We start from the raw sequence: 23,044 nt of genomic DNA, 5'->3' as shown, positions 1-23,044 counted from the left end.
AGGGGGGAGAAATGAAGCGCATTGCCCAATTTGTAGCATTATTGGTATTCCTGCTTGTTCCGATCTCATCTATCGCTTCTGCATCTGTCCCTTATCAGACAGAAACATTATCAGCAGACGGTCAGACGATCGAAACACAGACTGCCTACACACCGGTCGGCACCTTGTTGCCAGACGTTGAGATCATGAACCCGGAAGATATTTTCTCTGATACAAAAGGAAACCTTTATATCGCGGATTCTGGTGCTAAGAAGATTCTCGTCGCCGACAGAAACGGTAAATTTGTCCGAGAGATCGGAAAAGGTGTATTAAAATCACCAACTGGCGTCTATGTTGACGAAAATGAAAAAATCTTTGTAGCGGATTATGAAGAAGAAAAGGTATTCCGCTTTTCAAAAGACGGCAAGGTCGAGGAACAATATGGAAAGCCGGATTCACCGCTTTTCGGTAAAAGCTCTTCTTTTAAACCGCAAAAAGTAGCCGTCGATCGTCGCGGCAGCATCTATGTAATCAGTGAAGGATCAACGAACGGAATCATCCAGCTTAGTAAAGATGGCGGTTTTCTCGGCTATTACGGTGTAAACAGCACCGAAGGATCGTTTGGAACTTTTTTGCAGAAGCTTCTCACATCAGAGAGTAAAAAAGCAAATATGTTCATGAAAACACCTCCCGCGCCAGACAACATCGCGCTTGATGATCAAGGTCTCGTTTATTCCGTTACAGAAGGAACGACAAACGAAGTCATCAAAAAGCTGAACGTTGCCGGAAAAAATATGCTGTTTCCGGATATCTCCGATGAGAAGTCACTGCAAGATATCGCGGTGGATCATGATGGAAACATGTTCGTTGTATCAAGCACCGGTGAGATCTATGAATATGACAGCTTCGGAAATTTGCTATTCATCTTCGGCGGTAAAGACGACGGAACGAACCGTCTTGGCTTGTTCAAACAGCCGACAGGCATCACGATCGATCCTGATGGCAGATTGTACGTAACAGACAAAGAACGCGGCATGATCCAAGTCTTTGAATCTACTGCTTTTTCAAAACAAGTGCACGAAGGAATCGCGCTTTTTAAAGAAGGCCGTTATGTAGAGAGTCAGAAGTATTGGGAAGAAGTGCTGGAGATGAACTCTTCGTTCGGTCTCGCGCATTCTGCCATGGGCTCTGCTTACTACAAACAGCAAGACTATGATAAGGCGCTAGAAGAATACCAGTTTGCTAACGACGTGTTCGGTTATTCCGATTCGTTCTGGGAAGTCCGTCACGCGTGGATGCAAGAGAACCTGGAGACAGTGTTGTTCGCGTTGATCCTCTTCGCCATTTTGTATTATATCGTAAAAGTGATCGACAAAAAGAAAGGCATTTTGAATCAGCCACGCAGAAGGATCGGCGCGATTAAGAAACAGAGATTGATAGGAGAACTGCTCTTTCTGTTCAAGTTCTTCCGTCATCCGATCGACAGTTTTTATTATTTGAAAAGAAAACAATACGCGTCGATTCTATCAGCGACGATCCTATATGTAATCTTAATCGTCGAGTATATTTACAGCCGCTTCTATACCGGGTTTATCTATAAAACGGTGAGCAGTGATGCGAACTTAGTCGGCGAGCTTCTCTTACTGCTCGTACCACTCGCGTTGTTTATTGTTGTGAACTATCTCGTTAGTACGATCAACGACGGTGAAGGAAGGTTTAAGGACATTTATATCGGAACGATCTACTCACTCGCTCCGTTTCTTGTGTTCAGCCCGATCCTGACTCTTTTGTCGAACGTGCTCACATATAATGAAGCGTTTGTTTATGTTTTCTCAATTCGTATCATTTACGCATGGTGCCTGATCATCCTTTTCATCATGCTGAAAGAGATCCACAACTATACGTTCTCAGACACGATCCGAAACATCTTCGTCACGCTGTTCGGTATGGTGATCATGCTTCTTGTCGTTTTCATCGTATTCGTGTTGATCGATCAAGTATACGATTTTGTTTATTCCATCATAAAGGAGGCTGTTCTTCGTGTATAAAAAGATAAGCATCGCGCTTCTTACCTTGCTCGTACCGATCTCTGTATTCGCCGCGCAAGATGATAAGAAAAGTACGGAGCAGCCTCCCGTACCAACGGAAAAGAGTCAAAATGTGATGAAGTATACATCTTCATCGTTTACGAAGCCAGAGAAAGAAGATACGGCTCCGACCAAGCAAAAAAATTCGTTCCAAGGCTTTGAAAAAGCTGCCGAGAATAAAAATCTTGCTCTTTATGTGAATGAAGAAACGCTCGCGATCAAGATCGAGAACAAGAAAACGAAATACGTTTGGAACTCTGGGCTCGATAATCCTGATCAGTACCGACTGAACAAAACGTGGGAACAGATGGCTCAATCAGCGATCACCGTTGATTATATGGATCGTCGCGGAAAAGTGAAAACCGAGAGCATCACGACAAACGATTCAAGACCTCGTGTGAAGATGAACGATAAAGGGTTCACGGCGTCTCTTTACATGAACCAGTCAAAATTAGAATTTGAACTGAACGTGGAACTCCAAGAAAATGATCTAGTTGTATCTATTCCAGAGAATGAGATCAGAGAAAACAAGTACACGAAGCTCATCTCTATGCGAGTTTATCCGTTTTTAGGTGCCGTGAACAAGAGTGACATCAGCGGGTACATGTTCATCCCAGATGGATCAGGTGCATTGATTCGTTATGAAAAGAACGGAACGAAAGCCGATGCACCGTTTACTGGATCCATTTACGGTGATGATGAAGCCTTTTTGAAAACGAAAGTGAAGAAGGAAGAAGATGAAAAAGTAACACCGGTCGAGCAGATTAAGATGCCGATATTCGGAACGGTTCACGGTGTGAAGCAGAACGGATTTCTTGCCGTGATCGAAGAAGGCTATACGCATGGTGACATTTTAGCGTATCCGTCAGGTGTTTCGACTGACTTTAACTGGATCTCTTCTGAATTTCATTTTAGAAAAGAATATTATCAGCCGACGAGTAAGAACATGAAAGGTTTGAACTTGTATCAAAAAACGAAAAACCCGTTCGGCGTTAAGCTGAGGTACATGTTCTTACAGAAAGATGACGCTGACTATGTAGGCATGGCAAAAGCGTATCAAAACCATCTTTCTGATACAAAACAGCTAGAAAAGGACGACGACAAAACCGGTGTCAGACTTGAGTTTCTAGGTGGCGAAGTGAAGGAAGGTCTGTTGTGGGACTCTGTTCTTCCAATGACGAAGGTGACAGACATTCCGAGAATGACGTCAGAGCTCAAAAAAGACATCGATGATCTGTTCGTCGTTTATAAAGGCTGGTCAGATGGCGGGCTAACCGGTACATTGCCTCAGAAGTTTCCATTTGAAAGTGAGCTCGGAAGCAGTGACGACGTGAAGGACACGATCGATAGTCTTAAAAAAGATAATATTCCGCTTTATTTTTATAGCGACTACACAAAAGCGTACGACGGAGCATCCGGCTATTCCGGCAGCAAAGACGTAGCAAAAAAGATTAGTGCAGAGACGATCTCACACAGTGAAGATAAGAAGACACTCTATTATCTATCACCAGAAAAATCTCTTGCGATCGCAAAAGAAGATGCAAAGGAATTTAAGAAACAAGGCATTTCAAACGTAGCAATCGATACGAGCGGTTACACACTGTTCTCTGACTTTAGCGGAAAAAAATCGAGCGAGCGAAACCAAACGATCAAAACGTATCAAAAGCTGTTTGGCACACTCAACAAAGAAATTGGGAATGTCGCCCTTTATGAGCCAAACACGTATCTATGGAATCAGACCGATCGCTATCTCGACATTCCGATGAACGCGTCTAACTATGTGTTTGAAACAGATACGGTGCCGTTTCTGCAGATTGTGCTAAAAGGCTACATGCCATACTACGCGCCATTCTCGAACTTTCAGTCAGATTCGGAAGATCAGATGCTGCGCATGATCGAGTACGGTGCGTATCCATCGTATCTTTTAACGAAGGAAGCGTCACATCTTCTTGCTAAAACAGCATCGAGTGACGTTTATACATCGGAATACTCAATCTGGAAAGAGAAGATTTTGTATCAGTACGAAAACATCAAGAATAGTCTTGGTGAGGTGGAAGGCGAAGAAATCATCAGCCGTACTGTTCCACAGACTGGTGTTGTTGAAGTGGAATACTCCAACGGAAAAGTGATCGTCGTCAACTATACGAACGCTTCTTACAAAAGTAATGGTACTGAAGTGAAACCTAAGGATTTTGCGGTAACAGAAGGGGGAGAAAGCGATGAAACGACTAGGCAATAACAGAAATCTTACAGGATTGCTGTTTGTTTCACCATGGATTCTCGGCTTTCTCATTTTTACGGCGTTTCCGCTACTATACTCGCTCTTTTTAAGCTTTCAGGAAGTAAAGATCACAACGGATGGTATTAAAACGAACTTTGTGAGCTTTGGAAACTATGAATATGCGTTTTCGGTCGATGGAACGTTCGTTGACCGCGTCCTAACCTATCTAGAAGAGATGGTCATCTCGGTTCCAATCATCATCGTCTTTTCATTGATCATCGCTCTGTTGTTGAACCAAAAGATTAAGTTCCGCGGATTGTTCCGTACGATCTTCTTCCTGCCGGTTATCATTGCCAGCGGACCGGTTATTAAGGAGCTTATCGATCAAGGAATCACGACGATTCCTTCTATTGAACAATACGCGATCTATCAGGCGTTAAATGATAACCCTGATGGCTTCTTTAACGGAATCTTACTGTATTTAATAAAAAACCTGATCGTGATTCTGTGGTATTCAGGCGTACAGATCTTAATTTTCCTTGCTGCACTTCAAAAGATGGACAAGCAGATCTTTGAAGCGGCGAAGATCGACGGTGCGAGCAACTGGGAGTTCTTTTGGAAGATCACCCTGCCAAGCCTTAAGCCCATGATCATCGTTAACTTGATCTACACAATCGTAACGTATTCGGTATTCTCGCTGAATCCGATCATCGAGCATATTCAGAAAAACATGTTTAAAGTGGACACAGGTTATGGCTATGCTTCAGCACTATCTTGGATCTACTTCCTGATCATCGCCGCGGCGCTTTCAATCGCGGTTGGTGTGATGACGGTAAAAAGAAAGAAAAAATACACCTAAGAGGATGTGATCAATGTGCAAACCAAAACACAGCAAGTGAACAAGTATTACTTAAAAACAAAACGCATGTTTTTGGGCATGCAGGGGACAGATGGTCTTCTTTATAAGCTCTTGATCTACGGACTCTTGGTAGGGATCGGATTCGTGTACCTCTATCCGCTTCTTTACATGGGTGTGTACAGCTTTAAAAGTTTGGATGATCTGTTGAACCCGCTCGTGAACTGGATTCCAACGCAGTTTTATACCGGAAACTATGAGCAGGCGAACAAAGTGCTAAACTTTTTCTCAACATTGATGGAAACATTGTATGTGACCGTTCTGCCTGCATTGGCGCAGACAGCCGTTGCAGCAGTAGTCGGATACGGTCTCGCTCGATTTGATTTTCGCGGGAAAAAGATCATGTTCGTTCTTGTGCTCGCAACGTTTATAATTCCGCCGCAAGTAACACTCATTCCGAGATACATCTTCTTTAATGAGCTGAACATTCTTGGCAGTTTGAGTGCGTTCTTGCTTCCGGCAACGTTCGGACAAGGGTTGAACAGCGCGATCTTTATCCTGATCTTTTATCAGTTTTTTAGAGCCGTGCCAAAAGCATTGGAAGAAGCGGCTCAGCTTGACGGGGCAGGACATTTTCGAATCTTCTTCACAATCGCCTTACCGATGGCATTGCCTGCGATCATTATCTCGTTTTTGTTCTCATTCGTTTGGTATTGGAACGAAACGTATCTGGCCGCAATCTATTTTGGAGATGCGTTAACAACACTACCGCTGCAGCTGCAGAAGTTCGTTGCGACGTATCAGCAGATGTTCCCTGCTGAGATGGGAGTGAGTGGCGGCAATCAATTGAACGAAGGAATCAAGATGGCAGGAACAGTCTTGTCGATTCTGCCATTATTGATCGTGTACTTTATCACGCAGCGCTGGTTTGTTGAAGGCGTGGACCGTTCGGGGATTACTGGGGAGTAATACGAGTTTGGGTCTTCATTCTTTGGTGAAATTCTTCATAGAAATAGTGGAATGGAGCAGAAGGTGTGAGACTCCTGCGGGACGAGCGGTCAGGTGAGACCCTTAAAGGCGCAAAGCGGCAAGGGGCTCACCGGTCGCCCCGCGGAAAGCGAAGCACCTGGAGCGGAATGAAACGATCTTCACTTTAAATGGTTTAAAAACCCACAAAAAGAGAGGGGAATAACGATGGATACACAGAAACTATTGGACCTTGAAGCAAAAGGATGCTTTGATTTCTTTTGGAACGAAGCTAACACGGATAAAAACAGCCCGGGATACGGGTTGATCCTGGATCAGTCTGCGAATAAAAAAGTAGCAAGTATCGCATCAAACGGTTTCGGATTAACGGCGATCATCATCGGAATCGAGCGCGGCTGGATCACGAAAGAAGAAGGATACGAGCGTACGAAAGGGACGCTTGAAACATTCTTAAACAACGTGGAACACGCGAGCGGTTTCTTTTACCATTTCTTAAATATGCAGACGGCGAAGAAAAACGAAGAGTGGTACGACTGTGCGTCGATCATCGATACGGGAATCTTCCTATGTGGTGCTGTAACATCTGCTGAATATTTTGGCGGAGAGATCGCCGAGCTATTTGAGAAGATCTACGCTCGCATCGACTGGAACGTGTATTATGACGAGCCGGTTAACCAGTTCTACATGGGCTACAACCCGGAAACGGGCGGCTTCCATCACTGGGATATGTACGCGGAGCAGATGATGACGTATGTGCTTGGCGTTGCGTCTCCTACACATCCGGTTCCTGCAAAAATTTATGACGGCTTCGAACGCAGAAAAGGAACGTACAAAGATTACGAGTACATTCACGCGCCAGGGAACGCGATGTTTGTTCACCAATATTCGCATGCGTTCATCGATTTTAGAGATATCGTCGACGGAGACGGAATCAATTGGTACGAGAACTCGGTAAGAGCATCTCTTGCGAACCGTGCGTTCTGTAAAGAAAAATCGAGTGAGTTTAAGACGTATCACGAAAATGCTTGGGGTTTAACAGCTTGTGCGAGTCCGACTGGCTACCGTGTTCCAGGTGCTCCTCCTTATTATGAAGGGTGTGAGCCTGAACTAGAAGGTACGGTCGCACCGACGGGAGCAGCCGGTTCAATCGTGTTCACACCAGAAGAATCGATCGCGGCGATGAAGTATTTTTACGAAGAACATCCACAGCTATGGGGTGAGTATGGTTTCCAAGATTCTTATAACCTCGATGTAACGCCAGCTTGGTATTCTGACCATGTAATCGGAATCGACAAGGGAATCACGCTTCTAATGATCGAAAACTATCAATCTGGTCTCGTGTGGGATCTTTTCATGAAAAATAAGTATGTGAAACAAGGTGCTGACCTGTTAGGTTGGAAAAAGACAGAAGGAAGTCCGGCATAATGATTGAGATTAAGAACAAACAGATCATCATCGACGGCAAGCCCGTTCTGATCACGTGCGGAGAGATTCATTACTACCGTCTTGATAAAAGCGATTGGCAAGACCGTTTGAACAAGCTAAAAGAAACAGGATGTAACGCCGTGGCCACTTATGTGCCATGGCTTTGGCATGAGCCGGTAGAAGGGCAGTTTGATTTTACTGGTAAAACACGTCCTGAAACAGACCTTGCCGGCTTCATCGACCTTTGTACGGAAAACGGCTTTTATTTCTTTGTTCGTCCCGGTCCGTTCATCATGGCCGAGATGAAAAACGAAGGACTTCCTTATTGGGTGTATGAGAAGCATCCGGAGATCATTCCGGTTGGTTGGGACGAAAGCGAACCGACTACACCAACCGTGGATTATCTTGCGCCAGGATTTTTACAAGAAGTTCGGAAGTATTATGAAAAAGTGATGGAAGTGGTTACGCCGCGCATCTATCCGAACGGCGGAAAAATCATCGCGTTTCAGCTTGATAATGAGATCGGTATGCTGTCTTGGGTGAGCAACACACCTGATCTGACGGATAATGTGCTGAACGATTTATCAAATTGGTTGAGTGAACGATACGGTGATAACATTTCTGACCGCTATCCGTTCTCGGTGGAAGAAAGTGCTGAACGAAACGCTGCATTCCGCTCTCCGAAAGAAGAGTATGCGGCGCAGCTGTTAAAGGATCTTGGTTATTACATGCGCTACCGATTCGCTAAATATATCGCGATTTTAAGAGAGTATGCGGAAGAGTTCGGAGTAAAAGACATTCCATTCGTCGTAAACATCCACGGAACAGGCGGAGGACGAGGATTCACGTACCCGATCGGAATCAGCCAGCTATATGAAACGTATAACCAAGGACCTGGATATATCTCGGGTTCTGATATTTATTTTGGCGATCTTGACATGAAAACCTTTCAAGACCTCTACATCATCAACGGTCTGATGGAAGCCGTCCATAACGAAGATCAGCCGTTAACGTCTGTGGAGTTCAACTGTGGTGACGGAAATTTTGGTGAAACGTTAGGCGAGCGCTATGATCCATCAGCAGCGGATTTTAAGTTTAGAATGTGTCTTGCTCAAGGAAACCGACTCATCAACTATTACCTGTTTGCTGGCGGGAAAAATGCTAGACTTCATACGCTTGTTGACGATGGTAACGACCGCATTGCCTCAACTGGTGAACGTCACGGTTTCGCAGCACCAATCGGTCCAGAAGGCGACTACAACTATACGTTTCCGCGCATGTCACGCGTGAACCAAAGTGTGATGGCGGTGAGTGATAAGCTCGCGCGTATGAACGAAGAACGAGATGAAGTATCGTTTGCGTTCATCCCGGATTATTACATGACCGAATATCGTTATCCGAAGAGTGAAGTAATGCGTGAGATTCTCTCGAACATTGAGGCGAACCGCGGTGCTGGCGTTTGGGAGATCATGGGCCGTGCCATGCTGCTGAACGGTTACCGTTTTACAGCGGTCGATGTTCAGAACAAACCATTGGATGTGACGAAAACGCCTGTCCTAGCGCTGCCATCCGCTCGTTACATGGACAGTGCGATTCAAGAGAAACTCGTAAACTATTTGAAAACAGGCGGAAAAATTCTTCTGTACGGTGAGGTCCCTCTATTTGATATGGAAGGGAAGGACTGTACGCTATTAGCGGAAGCGCTTGGTGTGTCGTATAAAGGGATAAGCCGTGATGGTCACGGAAACTATCTTTCTATCTATGGAGACAACTGGGCTTCAGCTCAGCCAGAAATTCGTTCAGGCTTCGTTCAGCGTTTTGAAGTCGGACCGAATGTGACTCCTATTTTTAGAGTGTACGGATCTGATGATGTGTGTGGCTTTGAGTCTGAAGTAGGGAATGGACGCGCAATCGTGATCGCCAGCTTCTATCGCTGCGATTTGCCTTTCTTTAAAACAGCACTTGAACGACTAGGTAGTCGTGCGAAACTAACGCATGATTACCCTCACCACGGCATCTTTATGACATCGACTGTTGATACGGAAGATGAGCGCTTCCTTCATCTGTTGAATCTAGACGGATTCGATAAAGAATTCAATGTTTATGAAGATGGAAAGGCGTTGCTCGGCGGAAGAAAGCTGTTGTTGCAGAGCAAAGACGGTGTGATGCTGCCTATGAATCTAGCTGTAGGTAATGTGAAAATTATTTACGCGACAGCTGAAATTACCGGTGTGAGTGCAGACTATATCGATTTCCGCTTAACGCAGGTGGAAGATGTAATCGCGTTTGAACGTGGAACGAAGATTTTACCGAGTGCTGATTATGTAATTGAAGAAAATGAAGAGTTAATGCTCGTTCGCAGTAAGAAACATGCGAAAGTGGATGATGTGTTGCGTGTTTTGATGGGATAGGATAGTGTTTGATAGTAGTAAAAGAGACCTTGGGAGCAATGTTCGGAAGCTCTCAAGGTCTTTTTATTTTTAGCGGAGCTGTTTAGTGGGAGTTTCAACTTGTTTGGAGTGTTTATCGGTGGTGAAAGTAAATTTAGCGGTGATGATACCTTAGTTACAGGTGGTCACGAAGGATTCACCGGTGGAAAAACATGCTTTACAGGTGGTCACACACCAATTACCGGCGAACGCGTAATAAATATAAAAACACGTACCGTAAAACACAAAAAAAGGACTGCTCAACACAAGAGCAGTCCTTACTAAATTATTTAACCAATCTAAACGGAACACTCACCACATCATGGCTGTTTTTCCCGATAAACATCGTAAACTTACCAGCATCACTCTTGAACTCTAGGTTCTCGTGGTGATAGCGAAGCATTTCTTCTGTGATCTCGAACGTAACTTCCTCGGACACGCCTGGCTCAAGAACAATCTTTTTATAACCTTTTAACTCTTTCACCGGACGAACAACATCACCTGCAATATCGCGAATATACAGCTGAACTAGCTCTTCACCAGCAACATCCCCTGTATTTGTAACGGTTACAGAAGCTGTAATGACGCCATCCTCCGTCAACACATCACTCGACAACTTCACATCGTCATACGTGAACTCTGTATAGCTCAAACCGAAACCGAACGGGAATAGAGGCTCGTTCGGAATGTCCAGATAATGAGACAGATAACGCTCTTTATTTTCTGGAGTCGGCTGTGGACGACCTGTGTTGAAGTGATTGTAATAGACTGGTACCTGACCAACGGAATAAGGGAACGACATGGATAAACGTCCAGACGGATTCACGTCTCCGAATAAAAGATCAGCAATCGCTGCACCTGCTTCAGTACCTGGATACCAAGCTTCTAATACTGCATCCACTTGATCTACCACACCATGAAGGTCGAGCGGACGACCGTTAAAGAGTACCGTTACGATCGGTTTGCCTAACTTTTTCATTTCCTGAATCAGTTGAAGCTGTGGCTCGGGCAGACGAATGTCAGCACGGCATCCCGCTTCACCACTCATGAATGATGCTTCTCCAAGTGCGAGCACGATCACATCCGCATCACTCGCAACACGAGCCGCTTTTTCCAGCTGCTCAGACGTCACAGACTCAACCTCACAACCGTCCGCAACTGTTAAAAGAGAAGGATCAGCCAACTTGTTTAACAATCCTGTATCCACTTTTACCACATCATCATAAGCACCTTGCCACGACCAAGGTCCCATCAGATCGCCATTTGTAGCGAACGGGCCAATGAGTGCAATTTTTTGAGTGGGTTGAAGGGGAAGAACACCGCCTTCATTTTTTAAAAGTACACAAGACTTAGCAGCAAGTTCACGTGCTACGTCACGGTGCTCGTCGCACAAAATCACTTCTTCCGCACGCTTCTCATCAGCACCACGGTATGGATCTTCAAAAAGTCCTAGCTTCTGCTTCAACGTTAAGATACGTTCTACCGATTCATCTACGAGAGATTCCGATAATTTGCCGCTTTCCACAAGCTCTTTCACGTGATCGACGTAGCACGTTGTCATCATCTCGATGTCAACACCAGCTGTCAGTGCTTTATATGCCGCTTCTGCTTCATCTTCAGCCACACCGTGTGGAAGCTGCTCTTTTACAGCACCCCAGTCTGAGATGATCACGCCGTCAAAGCCCCACTCGTCACGAAGAAGGTCGCGCATCAGCTTTTTGTTCGCCGTTGCTGGAATACCGTCCACTGTATTGAACGCCGTCATCACCATCTCACAGCCTTCATCAAGCGCGGCTTTATAAGCAGGCAGGTAAGACTCGCGAAGCTGACGCTCAGACATGTTCACCGTATTATAATCGCGTCCGCCTTCAGGAGCACCGTATGCTGCAAAGTGCTTTACGCAAGCTGCAACACGGTCTTTGTCGTTCGTTAGATCTGTTCCTTGAAAACCACGAACGAACGCACGAGCGAACTCGCTGTTCAAGAAACCATCTTCACCCGTTGACTCCATCACACGGCCCCAGCGCGGGTCACGAACGAGGTCGACCATCGGCGCGAACGTTACGTGAACACCAGAAACAGAAGCTTCTTTTGCTGCGATCTCTGCACTTTTTTCAGCAAGATCCATATCCCATGAACAGCCGATCGCTAGAGGTACCGGAAAAATCGTCTTATAACCATGCACGATATCAGCCATCATCAATAAAGGAATGCCATGACGGTTTTCTTTTAAATGTGCGTCTTGAATGTTGCGCGTTTCACGAGCTCCTGATCCACCAAGAACAGATCCCGTATTGCGAATCACGTCATCCGTAATCCCCATCTCCTGCATAGGACCCGTGATGAAGCCTTGATCAGATGAACCTTTAAAGAAAGGAGTAGCAAGCTGAACCAACTGGCTGATCTTTTCTTCTAATGTCATGTCTTGAATTAAGTGTTGCACGTTTTGCTTAAGCATAAAGAAAACCTCCTGGATATCGTTTAATGTGTATGGTCTGACGTAATCGAAACGTTTCGATAAACCTGATAATAAAAATTATAAGCGCTTTCATTTTGAGAGTCAATGAAAAATCGAAACGATTCACTAACTTCTGATTACCTTTCAATGACCGGTTGATAAATAAGAGAAAACCCGGTATCGGGACCGGGTTTCTCATTTCACTAGTTCAATTAGTTTAGCATTACGTTCTTCTCTTTCACTTTCATCCGCAAGGTCGTACTTTTTTAAAAGATGAAACACTTCATTTAAATATGTCTGATCGCTATCATCAGATAAAGAATCGCCAACCTCTATCACCAGTTCCCGCGGCATAAAAGCGGATTGTTCGGATAGCTTCTGCTTCACATCTTCTAACGTGTGGTCAATCGTGCATTTGCTCATTTTCATTCAAGCTCCTTCCGTATCCTACATTTACTATTGAAAAAATCGTAACATACATGTCTGAGGAAGTGGAAGAATAGTGTATCAGCTAGGATTCATGTTACGCTATTAAGGATATAAAAATAGTGGAGGTGTTAAACATGCGTTTAAAAGGTAAAAAAGTGCTCAGTCTCGTGCATCATGATTTTGAGGATTTGGAATTGTGGTATCCCATTTTGCGATTGCGTGAAGAAGGGGCGATCGTGGAACTGGTTGGAGAAAAAGCAGGAGAGACGTACATCGGAAAATACGGTGTTCCGGCCGATGCTGATTATGCGTTTGATGATGTGAATGCTGGAGATTACGATGCAATCTTAGTTCCGGGTGGTTGGGCACCGGACAAGCTGCGCCGTTTTCCAGAAGTAATCGAGATGGTTCAGCATATGGAGAAGAACAAAAAGCCGATCGGCCAGATCTGTCATGCCGGCTGGGTTCTCGTTTCAGCAAAGGTTTTAAACGGTAAAAAAGTAACGAGTACACCTGGAATCAAGGATGACATGGAGAACGCAGGCGCAACATGGATCGATGAACCTGTCGTAGTTGACGGTCACCTCGTATCTAGCCGCCGTCCGCCAGATTTGCCGGATTATATGCGTGAGTTTGTTGCGGTTTTGGAGAAAAAGTAGAGTTTGTTACTAAATGAGGCATCCGATTGTTTTCGTATCGGGTGTTTTTTTTTGAAAGTTAGCATGTTTAGGTGATGAAGAACGGTTTACAGGTGAAACATGGTCGTCTACAGGTGCTCGTACATTATTCATAGGGGAAAACCCAGTGCATAACAGGTGAAAACAAGCCATTTACCGGCGAACGTGTAACAAAATATAAAAACACGTACCGTAAATCTGTTTAAGCATCACCTTTTTACCCCATTCAACCTGGTACACAAATTCATAAAAGCTCAAACAACCCGGTGCAAATGACGACCGGGTTTTCACATAACTCCACCAACTCTAACCCCAATAACATGATGTAACTGAGTTCCCAACACCCACCGATCTCTATACACTACTAACATATATTCCTTCACAGTTAGGAGTGAAAGACATGCCAACCAAAGACGATTTTATCAAACAAGAAGGCACGGAGTTTCCTGGCAAAACATACGTAGAACACTTACTGCGCCCGGTATTCAACGACCAAAGAGACTATCTTTTTAAACATATGTTTAACATTCACCGCGCATATGTCATTATGCTATCTGAACAACGCATCTTAGATAAAAGTGAAGCCGCGAAAATACTCAGAGGTGTAGAAACCATAGCGAAGATCGACCCACAAACTCTAACCTACAATCCACAATTCGAAGACTTATTTTTCATGATTGAGCACAAAATTAGTGAAGAAATTGGACCCAATCTCGCGGGTAGTATGCATATGGCGCGAAGCCGGAACGACATGGGAATCGCCATGTATCGTCTCGTGCTAAGAGAACACATCCTCACCCTTACAGAAAGCGCACTCTTACTCGCAAGAGCCCTTCTAGAAAAGATCGGCGAACACGCGGAAACTGTCATGACGGCCTATACCCACACCCAACCCGCACAGCCGACAACGCTCGGGCACTACTTAACAGCTGTGCTAGACATCCTTCTACGAGATATCGAACGTCTTCAATCTGCTTACGAAACAGTGAATTGTTCACCAATGGGAGCGGCAGCACTTTCCACAACGAGTTTTCCAATCGACCGCAATAGAGTTTGTGAACTGCTCGGTTTCTCCAGACTTATCGAAAACTCATACGACGCTGTTGCAGGTGCGGATTATTTGATAGAAACAGCGACCGCTGTATTAACGTTGATGACGAATAGCGGTCGTTGGATTCAAGACTTCCTTCAGCTCGTTACCCGTGAACACGACATTATTAAAGTGGCAGATCCATACGTGCAGATCAGCTCGATCATGCCGCAAAAACGAAATCCGGTTTCTATCGAGCATTCGCGGGCACTAGCAAGTTCATCATCAGGAGAAGCACTGGCTGCCATCGCGATGATTCACAACACTCCGTTTGGTGATATCGTGGATACCGAGGACGACCTTCAGCCACATTTATATAGAAGTTATGAAAAAGCAAACCGGGTGATACACCTCTTGCATGCGGTCATCCGTACGATGGAAGTGAACAAAGATCTAGCACTCGCTCGTGCGAAAACATGTTGTATCACGATTACAGAGCTTGCAGACTTTTTAGCAAAAGAAAAGGGTGTGCCATTTCGAGCGGCTCACAAAATAGCGAGCACAATTGCGAAAAAGTGCGCATCTGAAAATCAAGAACTCAACGAACTGCCCCTTCAAACGGTTCAACAAATTTTGACGGCTCATCACGAACACCTGGCTCTCACTCAAGACGAATGGGAAGACATCATCTGCCCGATTCAATTTGTGAAAAGGCGCAGCATTCAGGGGGGACCGAATCCGGAGGAGGTGAGGAGGATGGCTGGAGAAAGAAATCTGGTTATTCAACAAGCAAGAGCTAGACTCGAACCGGAATATAGTAGACTTAAAAATATGGATAACGAGTTGGGAAGTTTAATAAGTAAAATAGTCGAGGATTCTTAATAAGTCTTATTTCAGTAGCTTTTATGAGTCATTTTTATTTTTAATCCTATGTTATAGTTATAAATGTAATATAAATATTAGGTGGGTATTAATGAAAAAGACATTGCTATACTGGCTCCCAGTCTTTTTATGGATGGGAATCATTTTTTATGCCAGTTCTCAACCATATGAAAAGCAAGATTTAAGACCAACGATTTCAGCAAATATAGATTTAAGTATTATTGAAACTCTGTTCTCCACAGTAAAATTGCATTATGCTGGCGATGAGATTAGTATTGAAGCCCTGGGAGCTGCTCATTTTCTTGAATTCTTTATAAGAAAGGCAGCACACTTTTTCACTTATTTTGTATTAGGATTTTTAATGTACCGTGGCTTGAACCATTATTTTTTAAACAACCGTTTAACATCGCTGATCTCCTGGTTTCTAACTATTTTATATGCCATCTCAGACGAGGTTCACCAAGGCTTTACACCCAATCGATCGCCGCATATAGAGGATGTAATGATTGATGCGACTGGCGGGTTAGTTGGAATCTTGTTAGCCTTAATTATCTATAAGAAAATTCGTACAAAAAGAATTTAATTTAGTGCTACAATAAAAGAAAATAGAACGCAGGTGATAACATGCAAATGCCAATGACGATGCAATCTAATCTAGTGACGACTGGAAAAGAAAAACGTGTTGAAGGTAATATGTTTGAAATTTCTTTAGAAGGCTATAAGCTGTTTATTTTAGATCATCCTGTACCGGTGCAAAAAAAAGAAAACAGCTCTCCGGTTGGAAAAGCTGTGATAAAAGAAGTGACGTGGAAAGCAGAATCCACACACCTTCTCTATGAACTCATTGATCTACATGGCGTGAATTAATTAGAAGGGACTCACAGTGAGTTCCTTCTTTTAGTTTTTATACGTAATTGCCTGAGATCCCATTTGCTTCCATGCTTCTTCAAAATCAGTAAGCGATAATTTTCGGTTTTTCATCTTATTCAATGGATCATTTACATAAACGTGTTCACGATCATATCCCGTAATAACCACCGAATGTTCTTTCCACGTAATTTTAACTTGTCCTGACGGTGTATTCCATATTCGAAATTCACTTTCCGGTAATGCACGAAAATCTGCATTGATGATTACCCATACAGGCTTGCCATTCTTTATCTTCCCAAGTACTTCATCAAAGCTGCTTCCACTTAAATCTTCTATTCGGCCGGGCAAGTACTTTTCCGCAAGATCAGCCACTGGGCCATGAAATACGCCATACCCCATCTTATCAAACGTATAAATATCCCCAACAAACCCATCGTTTGGATTGCCATAATAATAGGTTCCATTCTCATTTTTATATGGCGTGTTTTCTTTTTTAATCTTTTCTGCCAGTTCCATTTTTTCAACGTCTACTCCTGCATGTTGCAAAAGCATTGCTAGTGAAGTTACTTCGCAGCCTCGATCAAGTTCAGGCATTTGTTGGATTAACGGTACATCGTTTATTAAGGTTGCACCATTTTTATCGGTATTACTTTCTTTCTCGTTTTGAACATTATTCCGCTTTGTTCTAACTTCCTCTTCTTTTATTTGTAAGAAGCCGATAAGGCAACCTGCAATAAAAACTGAAAGTAAAATAAAAGTAATTGTTTTCAAGAAGCACTCCTTATGGGTAGTTTTATCATTATAATAACAAACACTTTAACATTTAAATATGTTTATCATGCGATTACTTTATTTGCTACAAAAATTGCACATTTCTTCTTCATAAATAAAGGATATTGTCGATAAAAACAGAAATGGAGATAGTAAAATTAGTAAAAGGAGGAAGAAATGGAAAATAAAAAGTTGGTTAAACGCTTTGTCATGACTTCGACTTTTGCTGGAGCATTTTTGGCTGCACCTGTAATCGGAGAAGCAGCTCTTGGTGATCAAACGTTAAAACAAGGTATTACTCATCAAGATGTACAAGAACTTCAGTCTCTTTTAAAGAATAAAGGTTTTTTTAATTATCACGAAACAACAACGTACTTTGGTCCTGTAACAAAAAAAGCTGTAATGGACTTTCAGCGAGTGAACGGGCTTGTAGTTGATGGGATCGTTGGCAAAAATACATACAGCAAGTTATTAGAAAAATCTTATCAAGAAGGACCTTCTCCCGCAAAACCATCTGTTTCAGAATCAAAACAGCCTGTTACAACACACCCAGAAAAAGTTCTTAAACTAAATTCAACGGGTAAAGAGGTAAAGCTACTTCAAGAAGACCTTAAACTTCTTGGCTTTTTCACATTTTACAAAACGACAGAATTTTACGGAACAATCACGACAGAAGCAGTACGTAAATTTCAAATTAGTCAAAAGTTGAAAGTAACAGGAGTGGCGGATGCAAACACGATTGACCGGATAAAAAAACAAGCTGAGATTAAAAAAAATCCAACTACTCCAGCACCATCTCAAACAACACCAAGTCCTTCCACACCTGATACTGTTCAGCTGAAATTCGGAAGTAAAGGACCAGAAGTAATTCAGCTTCAGACACGACTTAAAAATCTGGGATATTTTAAGTATTCCTTGATTACTGATTATTTTGGTACTATAACAGAAGAAAGTGTTGAGAAGTTCCAAAGAGCAAATGGTCTAGCAGTAACAGGTGTCGTGACGACAGCAGTGTTAAATAAAATGACAGAAGTAGAAAAAAAACAGGGACAACAACCTGTTACTACCCGAAATCAAATTACGATTAGCGTGATAGCTAATGCCTCAGAGCTTATGGGAATACCCTATCAATGGGGAGGAACGACTACTAAAGGCTTTGATTGCAGCGGATTCATTCAGTATGTGTTTGCAAAGGAAGGCATCTCACTTCCAAGAACAACTGCTCAGATGTGGAATTCTACTACACCTGTTTCACAGCCTGAAGTGGGTGATCTTGTATTTTTTGAAACGTATACCAAGGGACCTTCACACCTAGGAATCTATATCGGTAACAATCAATTTGTACATAGTGGATCGAGTACAGGTGTAACTGTAAGCAACCTTAATCTACCGTATTGGCAAAATATTTACCTTGGGGCTAAACGTGTAAACTATTAAAATAGCTATAAAAAACCTTCTGATCCGTCAGAAGGTTTTTTCTTTATCAGCAAACTATCAGGTGTTTATCAGTCATATATTGCCAACTATTTTGTTATAATAAATGAGTGTTTATGAAAATATTAGTTGAGAAGGAGATATGTTTTGAAGAATATATATAAACTTATTCTATTAACTGTCTTGTGTATAGGGCTTTTATCAGCTTGCTCAGAGCCTCCAAAGCCAGAGAATACATTGGAAAAATATATTAGTTATTGGGAAAAGCAAGATTTTAAGAATATGTATAAGCTATTAGATACTAAATCGCAAGAAGCAATGTCTGAGAAAGATTTTGTTGAGCGCTATGAATCTATATATAGTGGAATAGAAGTTAGTAAGTTAGATGTAAAAATGAAAAAACAGAAAAAAGACGATAAAGAGAATAGCGAGAGTGTTAATCTTCCTTATACATTAAAAATGGAAACAATTGGTGGTCCGATAACATTCACTCAAAATATGAAATTAAATCTTGAGGAGAAAAAGGATACTGAAGAGTGGGGCATTCAATGGAATACGTCTCATATCTTTCCCGACATGAAAAAAGGTGATCGTGTTTCTGCATCTTCCATATCTCCTAAAAGAGGACAGATTTTAGATAGCGAGGGCAAGGCTCTTGCTGTAAATGGTGTGGCGGCAGAAATTATTATTGTCCCTGAAAAACTGCCACAAGATAAGGCGAAAACGTTGGAACCATTATCTAAAATACTTGGGATGACAACAGAAGAGATACAAAAGCAGTTAGATCAGCCATGGGTCAAACAAGACCAAGCAGTTCCGATTAAGAAAATATCAGTTGATGATCCGAAATTAAAAGATACTATTGCTCTAGAAGGCGTAGATTACCAAAAAAAATCAACGCGTCTATATCCTTTAAAAGAAGCTGCGGCACATCTTACAGGTTATATTGCACCTGTTTCAGCTGAGGATATGAAAAAGTTACAGGGAAAAGGCTATTCAGCACAAGATTGGATTGGTAAGGCAGGCCTTGAGCAAGTGTATGAAGAACGATTGCGTGGCAAGAGTGGCGGCATTATAAAAATTATGGATAGTAAAGGTGAAGAAAAATCTATACTTGCACAAACTGAAGTTGAAAATGGAAAAGATGTAAAAACAACGATTAATAGCAAGGTTCAGCTATCCATCTATAATCAGATTAAAGCTGACGTTGGAACATCATCGGCCATCCATCCAAAAACAGGTGATGTACTAGCATTAGTGAATAGTCCATCATATGACCCAAATCAATTTACACTGGGGTTAACCAAGGCATTAAGACAAAAATGGGCAGACGATCCAAAGCAGCCCATGTTGAACCGTTTCAAGTATGTTTATGCACCTGGTTCAACGCTTAAGCCTTTAACAGCTGCAATCGGACTTGAAAATGGAACGCTTAATCCTAATGCAGAAATGAAAGTATCAGGTAAAACGTGGCAAAAAGATAAAGAAGCTTGGGGTAATTATAAAGTTACAAGGGTAACTGATGTTCCTAGTGTAAATCTGGAAAAAGCACTCATCTACTCAGATAATATTTACTTTGCTCAAGCTGCGCTAAATCTAGGTGAAGGCAAGTTTACGGAAGGCTTGAAGAAATTTGGATTTGGTGAAGAGGTGCCTGTTTCATTCCCGTTCACTGCATCTTCTATTGGAAAAGACGGAATGAGTGAAGGGCAGCTCGCTGATAGTGGCTTCGGTCAGGGGCAGATTCAAATGAGTGCGCTACATGTAGCCATGTCTTACACACCTTTCTTAAATGAAGGAAACTTGCTGGCGCCCCGTTTAGATATGTCAAAAGAATCGACTGTCTGGAAGGAAAGTGTAATTTCTTCAGATACAGCAAAAATGATAAATGATGACCTTGTACAGGTTGTAGCAAACAAAAATGGTACTGCTCATAACGATGCTTTTATGAAAGACTTACCGCTTGCTGGAAAGACAGGTACTGCAGAACTAAAAACAAGTCTGGACGATAAGAATGGGAAAGAATTGGGCTGGTTTGTCGGATATAATACTCAAGATCCATCACTTCTAGTTTCCATGATGATAGAAGATGTTAAGAAACGAAATGGCAGTCATTATGTAACACCGAAAGTAAAAAATGTATTTAAAGAAAATGTAAAATAAATTTCCTAAAACCTCCTTTAATGGGAGGTTTTATTTTATACTAATAATATTGCAGAAAATAACAAAATGGGGTGAACTTTAACAGGGTCCATAATTAGTAGAATGTAAGATTCACTTCATAGATGATCAAGATGAAAAAAATTAATTAAGGAGCAAACAATGAAAAAATTCATCAGTTTTTTACTTGTCATTATGGTTTTCTTTTCACAGATTAATATTGCAAAAGCAGACGTTACCCAACAAGAAGAAATACTCATTATGTTTAACGAAAAAGTAAATCCAGCAATCGTGACCAATTCAGGAGGCAAGATTAAACATACGTTTAAACATCTGCCTTTGGTATCAGCTGTTGTCCCAGCTGGAAAAGTTGCTATTCTTAAAAATAACCCGAATGTTGAATTTGTGCAGAGCAATACAAATACACAGGCCAATGCCCAAGTTACAGACTGGGGCATAAACAAAATAGTAACACAGAGAGCATGGAGTTCTGGTTATACAGGTAAAGGGATTAAAATCGCGATACTTGATACAGGAATCAATCCGCACAATGACCTCCAAATATCTGGAGGGGTGTCTTATAAGTCGTATACCAAATCTTATAATGATGATAATGGCCATGGCACACATATGGCTGGAATTATCGGTGCAAAAAACAATAGTTTTGGATCGGTAGGAGTAGCACCTGATGCCCTTCTTTATGCTGTAAAAGTGCTAGATAAGGAAGGTAAAGGGGAGATTGATACTCTTATCAAAGGAATCGAATGGTCCATTACAAATAAAATGAATATCATAAATCTAAGTCTTTCACTTGAAGAACAAGTAGATTCACCAGCATTAAGAGCAGTATTAGATAAAGCATACAAAAGCGGAATCTTAATCGTAGGGGCTGCAGGTAATCATGGTAAATCTAACGGAAGCGGAGATACTGTAGAATACCCTGCGCGCTACAGTACGGTTATTGCCGTTTCTGCTACAGATTCAGGAAATAGACGCTTATCTACCTCCGCAACAGGATCAACAGTTGAGGTATCTGCACCTGGCGGCAATATATACAGTACGTATTTAAACAATGGTTATGCAAGAATGAGCGGTACATCTGTTGCTTCTTCCTTTGTATCTGGAAATTTAGCACTCCTAAAAGAACGCTATCCAGGATTATCTAATGCAGGAATTCGATCAAAATTACAACACCTTACATTTGATCTAGGAGCAGGTGGAAAAGATGCTGCTTTTGGATACGGATTGATTCAAGCACCATCCAATAAAGGAAAAGTGCAGCGGCTAGCAGGAAAGAACCGGTTTGAAGTAGCAGTGAACGTAGCTGAAAAGGGATTTGCCTCTGATAACACGAGCAACACTTTAATCCTGGCAAACTATAATGCGTTTGCTGATGCTCTAGCTGCATCACCATTAGCAAATAAGTACAACGCTCCTATTCTTTTAACCCAATCGGACCGATTAACTACTGAAACAAGAAATGAAATCAGCAAACTAAAGCCGGATGAAGTAATTGTTGTGGGAGGAACAGGGAGTATCAACAACAATGTTTTAAACGAAGTGGACGGTCTTGTAAATAAAGTTAGAAGAATTGCGGGTAAGGACCGGTTTGAAGTTTCTTATAATATTGCAAAAGAACTCAATGGTGCGACTACTGCCATCGTGGCAAACGGTTTAAATTTTCCTGATGCCCTATCCATAGCTCCATATGCAGCAAAGCAAAAGTACCCAATACTATTAACAGTACCTACTAGATTGCCTAATGAAACAAAAGCTGCATTAGAAGGTATTCAAAATACAATTGTAGTAGGTGGACCAGCTAGCGTAAGTACAGGTGTTTATAGCCAACTTCCAAATCCGAAAAGAATCGGTGGAAAAGATAGATTTGAAGTTTCGACAAATATCATTAAAGAATTGAATCTATCAACTGATCAGGCATACCTAGCTACAGGATTAACATTTGCGGATGCTCTTACAGGTTCAGTGCTGGCAGGCAAGAATGATGCGCCTTTATTACTAACTGGGAAAGATAGATTGCCAGCAAGTGTTGTGACAATCGTAAAAGAGAAAAAAATTCTTGATTTTACCATTCTAGGTGGGACAGGATCTGTCGCAGAAAGTATTCAGACAACACTTGAAAATCAGTAAATGTTAACATGTGACGACATTATTTAGCATAATATTACAAAGATTACGAAAAATGAGTCGGATATGTAATAAACATGTAATAATCTACCATGGCTAAATATGCTACCATTGTCTTAGGGCGATGGGGTCAAGGAAAAGGTAGAAACATACAATACATATCCGATTTTTTCTATATATTTCGAACTAATCTACTAAGCGACT

Annotated in this window: 17 protein-coding genes; 14 read left to right on the top strand and 3 right to left on the bottom strand. The window is 42.2% G+C overall.

Features of this window, described 5'->3' with window-relative positions:
- The first annotated feature begins 11 nt into the window (after positions 1 to 11).
- The 7 genes from H9648_RS04025 (at position 12) to H9648_RS03995 (ending at position 10,269) form a co-directional block, all read left to right on the top strand.
- Complete coding sequence (locus tag H9648_RS04025; protein WP_191752598.1) at positions 12 to 2,027, top strand: YIP1 family protein; 2,016 nt, start codon at positions 12 to 14, stop codon at positions 2,025 to 2,027.
- Positions 2,020 to 4,305 carry a DUF5696 domain-containing protein gene (locus H9648_RS04020; protein WP_191752597.1) on the top strand — a complete coding sequence of 762 codons (2,286 nt, stop codon included), beginning with the start codon at positions 2,020 to 2,022 and terminating at the stop codon, positions 4,303 to 4,305. The genes H9648_RS04025 and H9648_RS04020 overlap by 8 nt, the downstream gene beginning before the upstream one ends.
- Positions 4,286 to 5,146, top strand: coding sequence for a carbohydrate ABC transporter permease (locus H9648_RS04015; RefSeq protein WP_191752596.1), 861 nt, complete (start codon positions 4,286 to 4,288; stop codon positions 5,144 to 5,146). Before H9648_RS04020 ends, H9648_RS04015 begins: the two co-directional genes overlap by 20 nt.
- Before the next feature lie 15 nt (positions 5,147 to 5,161).
- A complete protein-coding gene (locus tag H9648_RS04010; protein WP_312035304.1) occupies positions 5,162 to 6,112 on the top strand; it encodes a carbohydrate ABC transporter permease in 951 nt (316 codons plus the stop codon).
- A 225-nt stretch (positions 6,113 to 6,337) separates the two neighbouring features.
- Positions 6,338 to 7,555: a glucoamylase family protein gene (locus H9648_RS04005; RefSeq protein WP_191752595.1), complete on the top strand. Its 1,218-nt coding sequence runs from the start codon at positions 6,338 to 6,340 to the stop codon at positions 7,553 to 7,555.
- Complete coding sequence (locus tag H9648_RS04000) at positions 7,555 to 9,966, top strand: beta-galactosidase (RefSeq protein WP_191752594.1); 2,412 nt, start codon at positions 7,555 to 7,557, stop codon at positions 9,964 to 9,966. The genes H9648_RS04005 and H9648_RS04000 overlap by 1 nt, the downstream gene beginning before the upstream one ends.
- A gap of 99 nt (positions 9,967 to 10,065) precedes the next feature.
- On the top strand, positions 10,066 to 10,269 hold the full coding sequence (locus H9648_RS03995) for a hypothetical protein (RefSeq protein ID WP_191752593.1): 204 nt from the start codon (positions 10,066 to 10,068) through the stop codon (positions 10,267 to 10,269).
- A 1-nt stretch (position 10,270) separates the two neighbouring features.
- Here the strand turns inward: H9648_RS03995 and H9648_RS03990 are convergent, their stop codons facing one another.
- Together H9648_RS03990 and H9648_RS03985 are read right to left on the bottom strand one after the other, a co-directional pair.
- Entirely contained in the window at positions 10,271 to 12,442 is a 2,172-nt protein-coding gene (locus H9648_RS03990) for a glycoside hydrolase family 3 N-terminal domain-containing protein (RefSeq protein WP_191752592.1), read from the bottom strand.
- Between the two features lie 195 nt (positions 12,443 to 12,637).
- Positions 12,638 to 12,865: a group-specific protein gene (locus tag H9648_RS03985; protein WP_191752591.1), complete on the bottom strand. Its 228-nt coding sequence runs from the start codon at positions 12,863 to 12,865 to the stop codon at positions 12,638 to 12,640.
- Positions 12,866 to 13,005: 140 nt separating this feature from the next.
- Here H9648_RS03985 and H9648_RS03980 point away from each other — a divergent pair, with 140 nt between their 5' ends.
- The 4 genes from H9648_RS03980 (at position 13,006) to H9648_RS03965 (ending at position 16,327) form a co-directional block, all read left to right on the top strand.
- Positions 13,006 to 13,530, top strand: a complete 525-nt coding sequence (locus H9648_RS03980) for a type 1 glutamine amidotransferase domain-containing protein (protein ID WP_191752590.1) — start codon at positions 13,006 to 13,008, stop codon at positions 13,528 to 13,530.
- A 418-nt stretch (positions 13,531 to 13,948) separates the two neighbouring features.
- Positions 13,949 to 15,460 carry an argininosuccinate lyase gene (argH, locus tag H9648_RS03975; RefSeq protein WP_191752589.1) on the top strand — a complete coding sequence of 504 codons (1,512 nt, stop codon included), beginning with the start codon at positions 13,949 to 13,951 and terminating at the stop codon, positions 15,458 to 15,460.
- 91 nt (positions 15,461 to 15,551) lie between these two features.
- Positions 15,552 to 16,043 (top strand): VanZ family protein, encoded by a 492-nt coding sequence (locus H9648_RS03970; RefSeq protein WP_191752588.1) that lies wholly within the window; start codon positions 15,552 to 15,554, stop codon positions 16,041 to 16,043.
- A 41-nt stretch (positions 16,044 to 16,084) separates the two neighbouring features.
- Entirely contained in the window at positions 16,085 to 16,327 is a 243-nt protein-coding gene (locus H9648_RS03965; RefSeq protein WP_191752587.1) for a DUF2584 family protein, read from the top strand.
- A gap of 30 nt (positions 16,328 to 16,357) precedes the next feature.
- Here H9648_RS03965 and H9648_RS03960 read toward each other — a convergent pair whose 3' ends face one another.
- Positions 16,358 to 17,101 (bottom strand): C39 family peptidase, encoded by a 744-nt coding sequence (locus H9648_RS03960; protein WP_225218701.1) that lies wholly within the window; start codon positions 17,099 to 17,101, stop codon positions 16,358 to 16,360.
- A gap of 177 nt (positions 17,102 to 17,278) precedes the next feature.
- On the opposite strand from H9648_RS03960, the gene H9648_RS03955 reads away from it, so the two are divergent.
- From H9648_RS03955 to H9648_RS03945, 3 genes are all read left to right on the top strand, one after another.
- On the top strand, positions 17,279 to 18,538 hold the full coding sequence (locus tag H9648_RS03955; protein WP_191752586.1) for a C40 family peptidase: 1,260 nt from the start codon (positions 17,279 to 17,281) through the stop codon (positions 18,536 to 18,538).
- 144 nt (positions 18,539 to 18,682) lie between these two features.
- Positions 18,683 to 20,698, top strand: coding sequence for a penicillin-binding transpeptidase domain-containing protein (locus H9648_RS03950; protein ID WP_191752585.1), 2,016 nt, complete (start codon positions 18,683 to 18,685; stop codon positions 20,696 to 20,698).
- A gap of 159 nt (positions 20,699 to 20,857) precedes the next feature.
- Positions 20,858 to 22,843, top strand: coding sequence for a cell wall-binding repeat-containing protein (locus H9648_RS03945; protein ID WP_191752584.1), 1,986 nt, complete (start codon positions 20,858 to 20,860; stop codon positions 22,841 to 22,843).
- The last annotated feature ends 201 nt before the right edge of the window (positions 22,844 to 23,044 follow it).

Source organism: Fictibacillus norfolkensis, assembly GCF_014836645.1.
GTDB lineage: Bacteria > Bacillota > Bacilli > Bacillales > Fictibacillaceae > Fictibacillus > Fictibacillus norfolkensis.
Note: the sequence above shows the minus strand (reverse complement) of the source record. Positions and strands in the feature narration are given on the sequence as shown.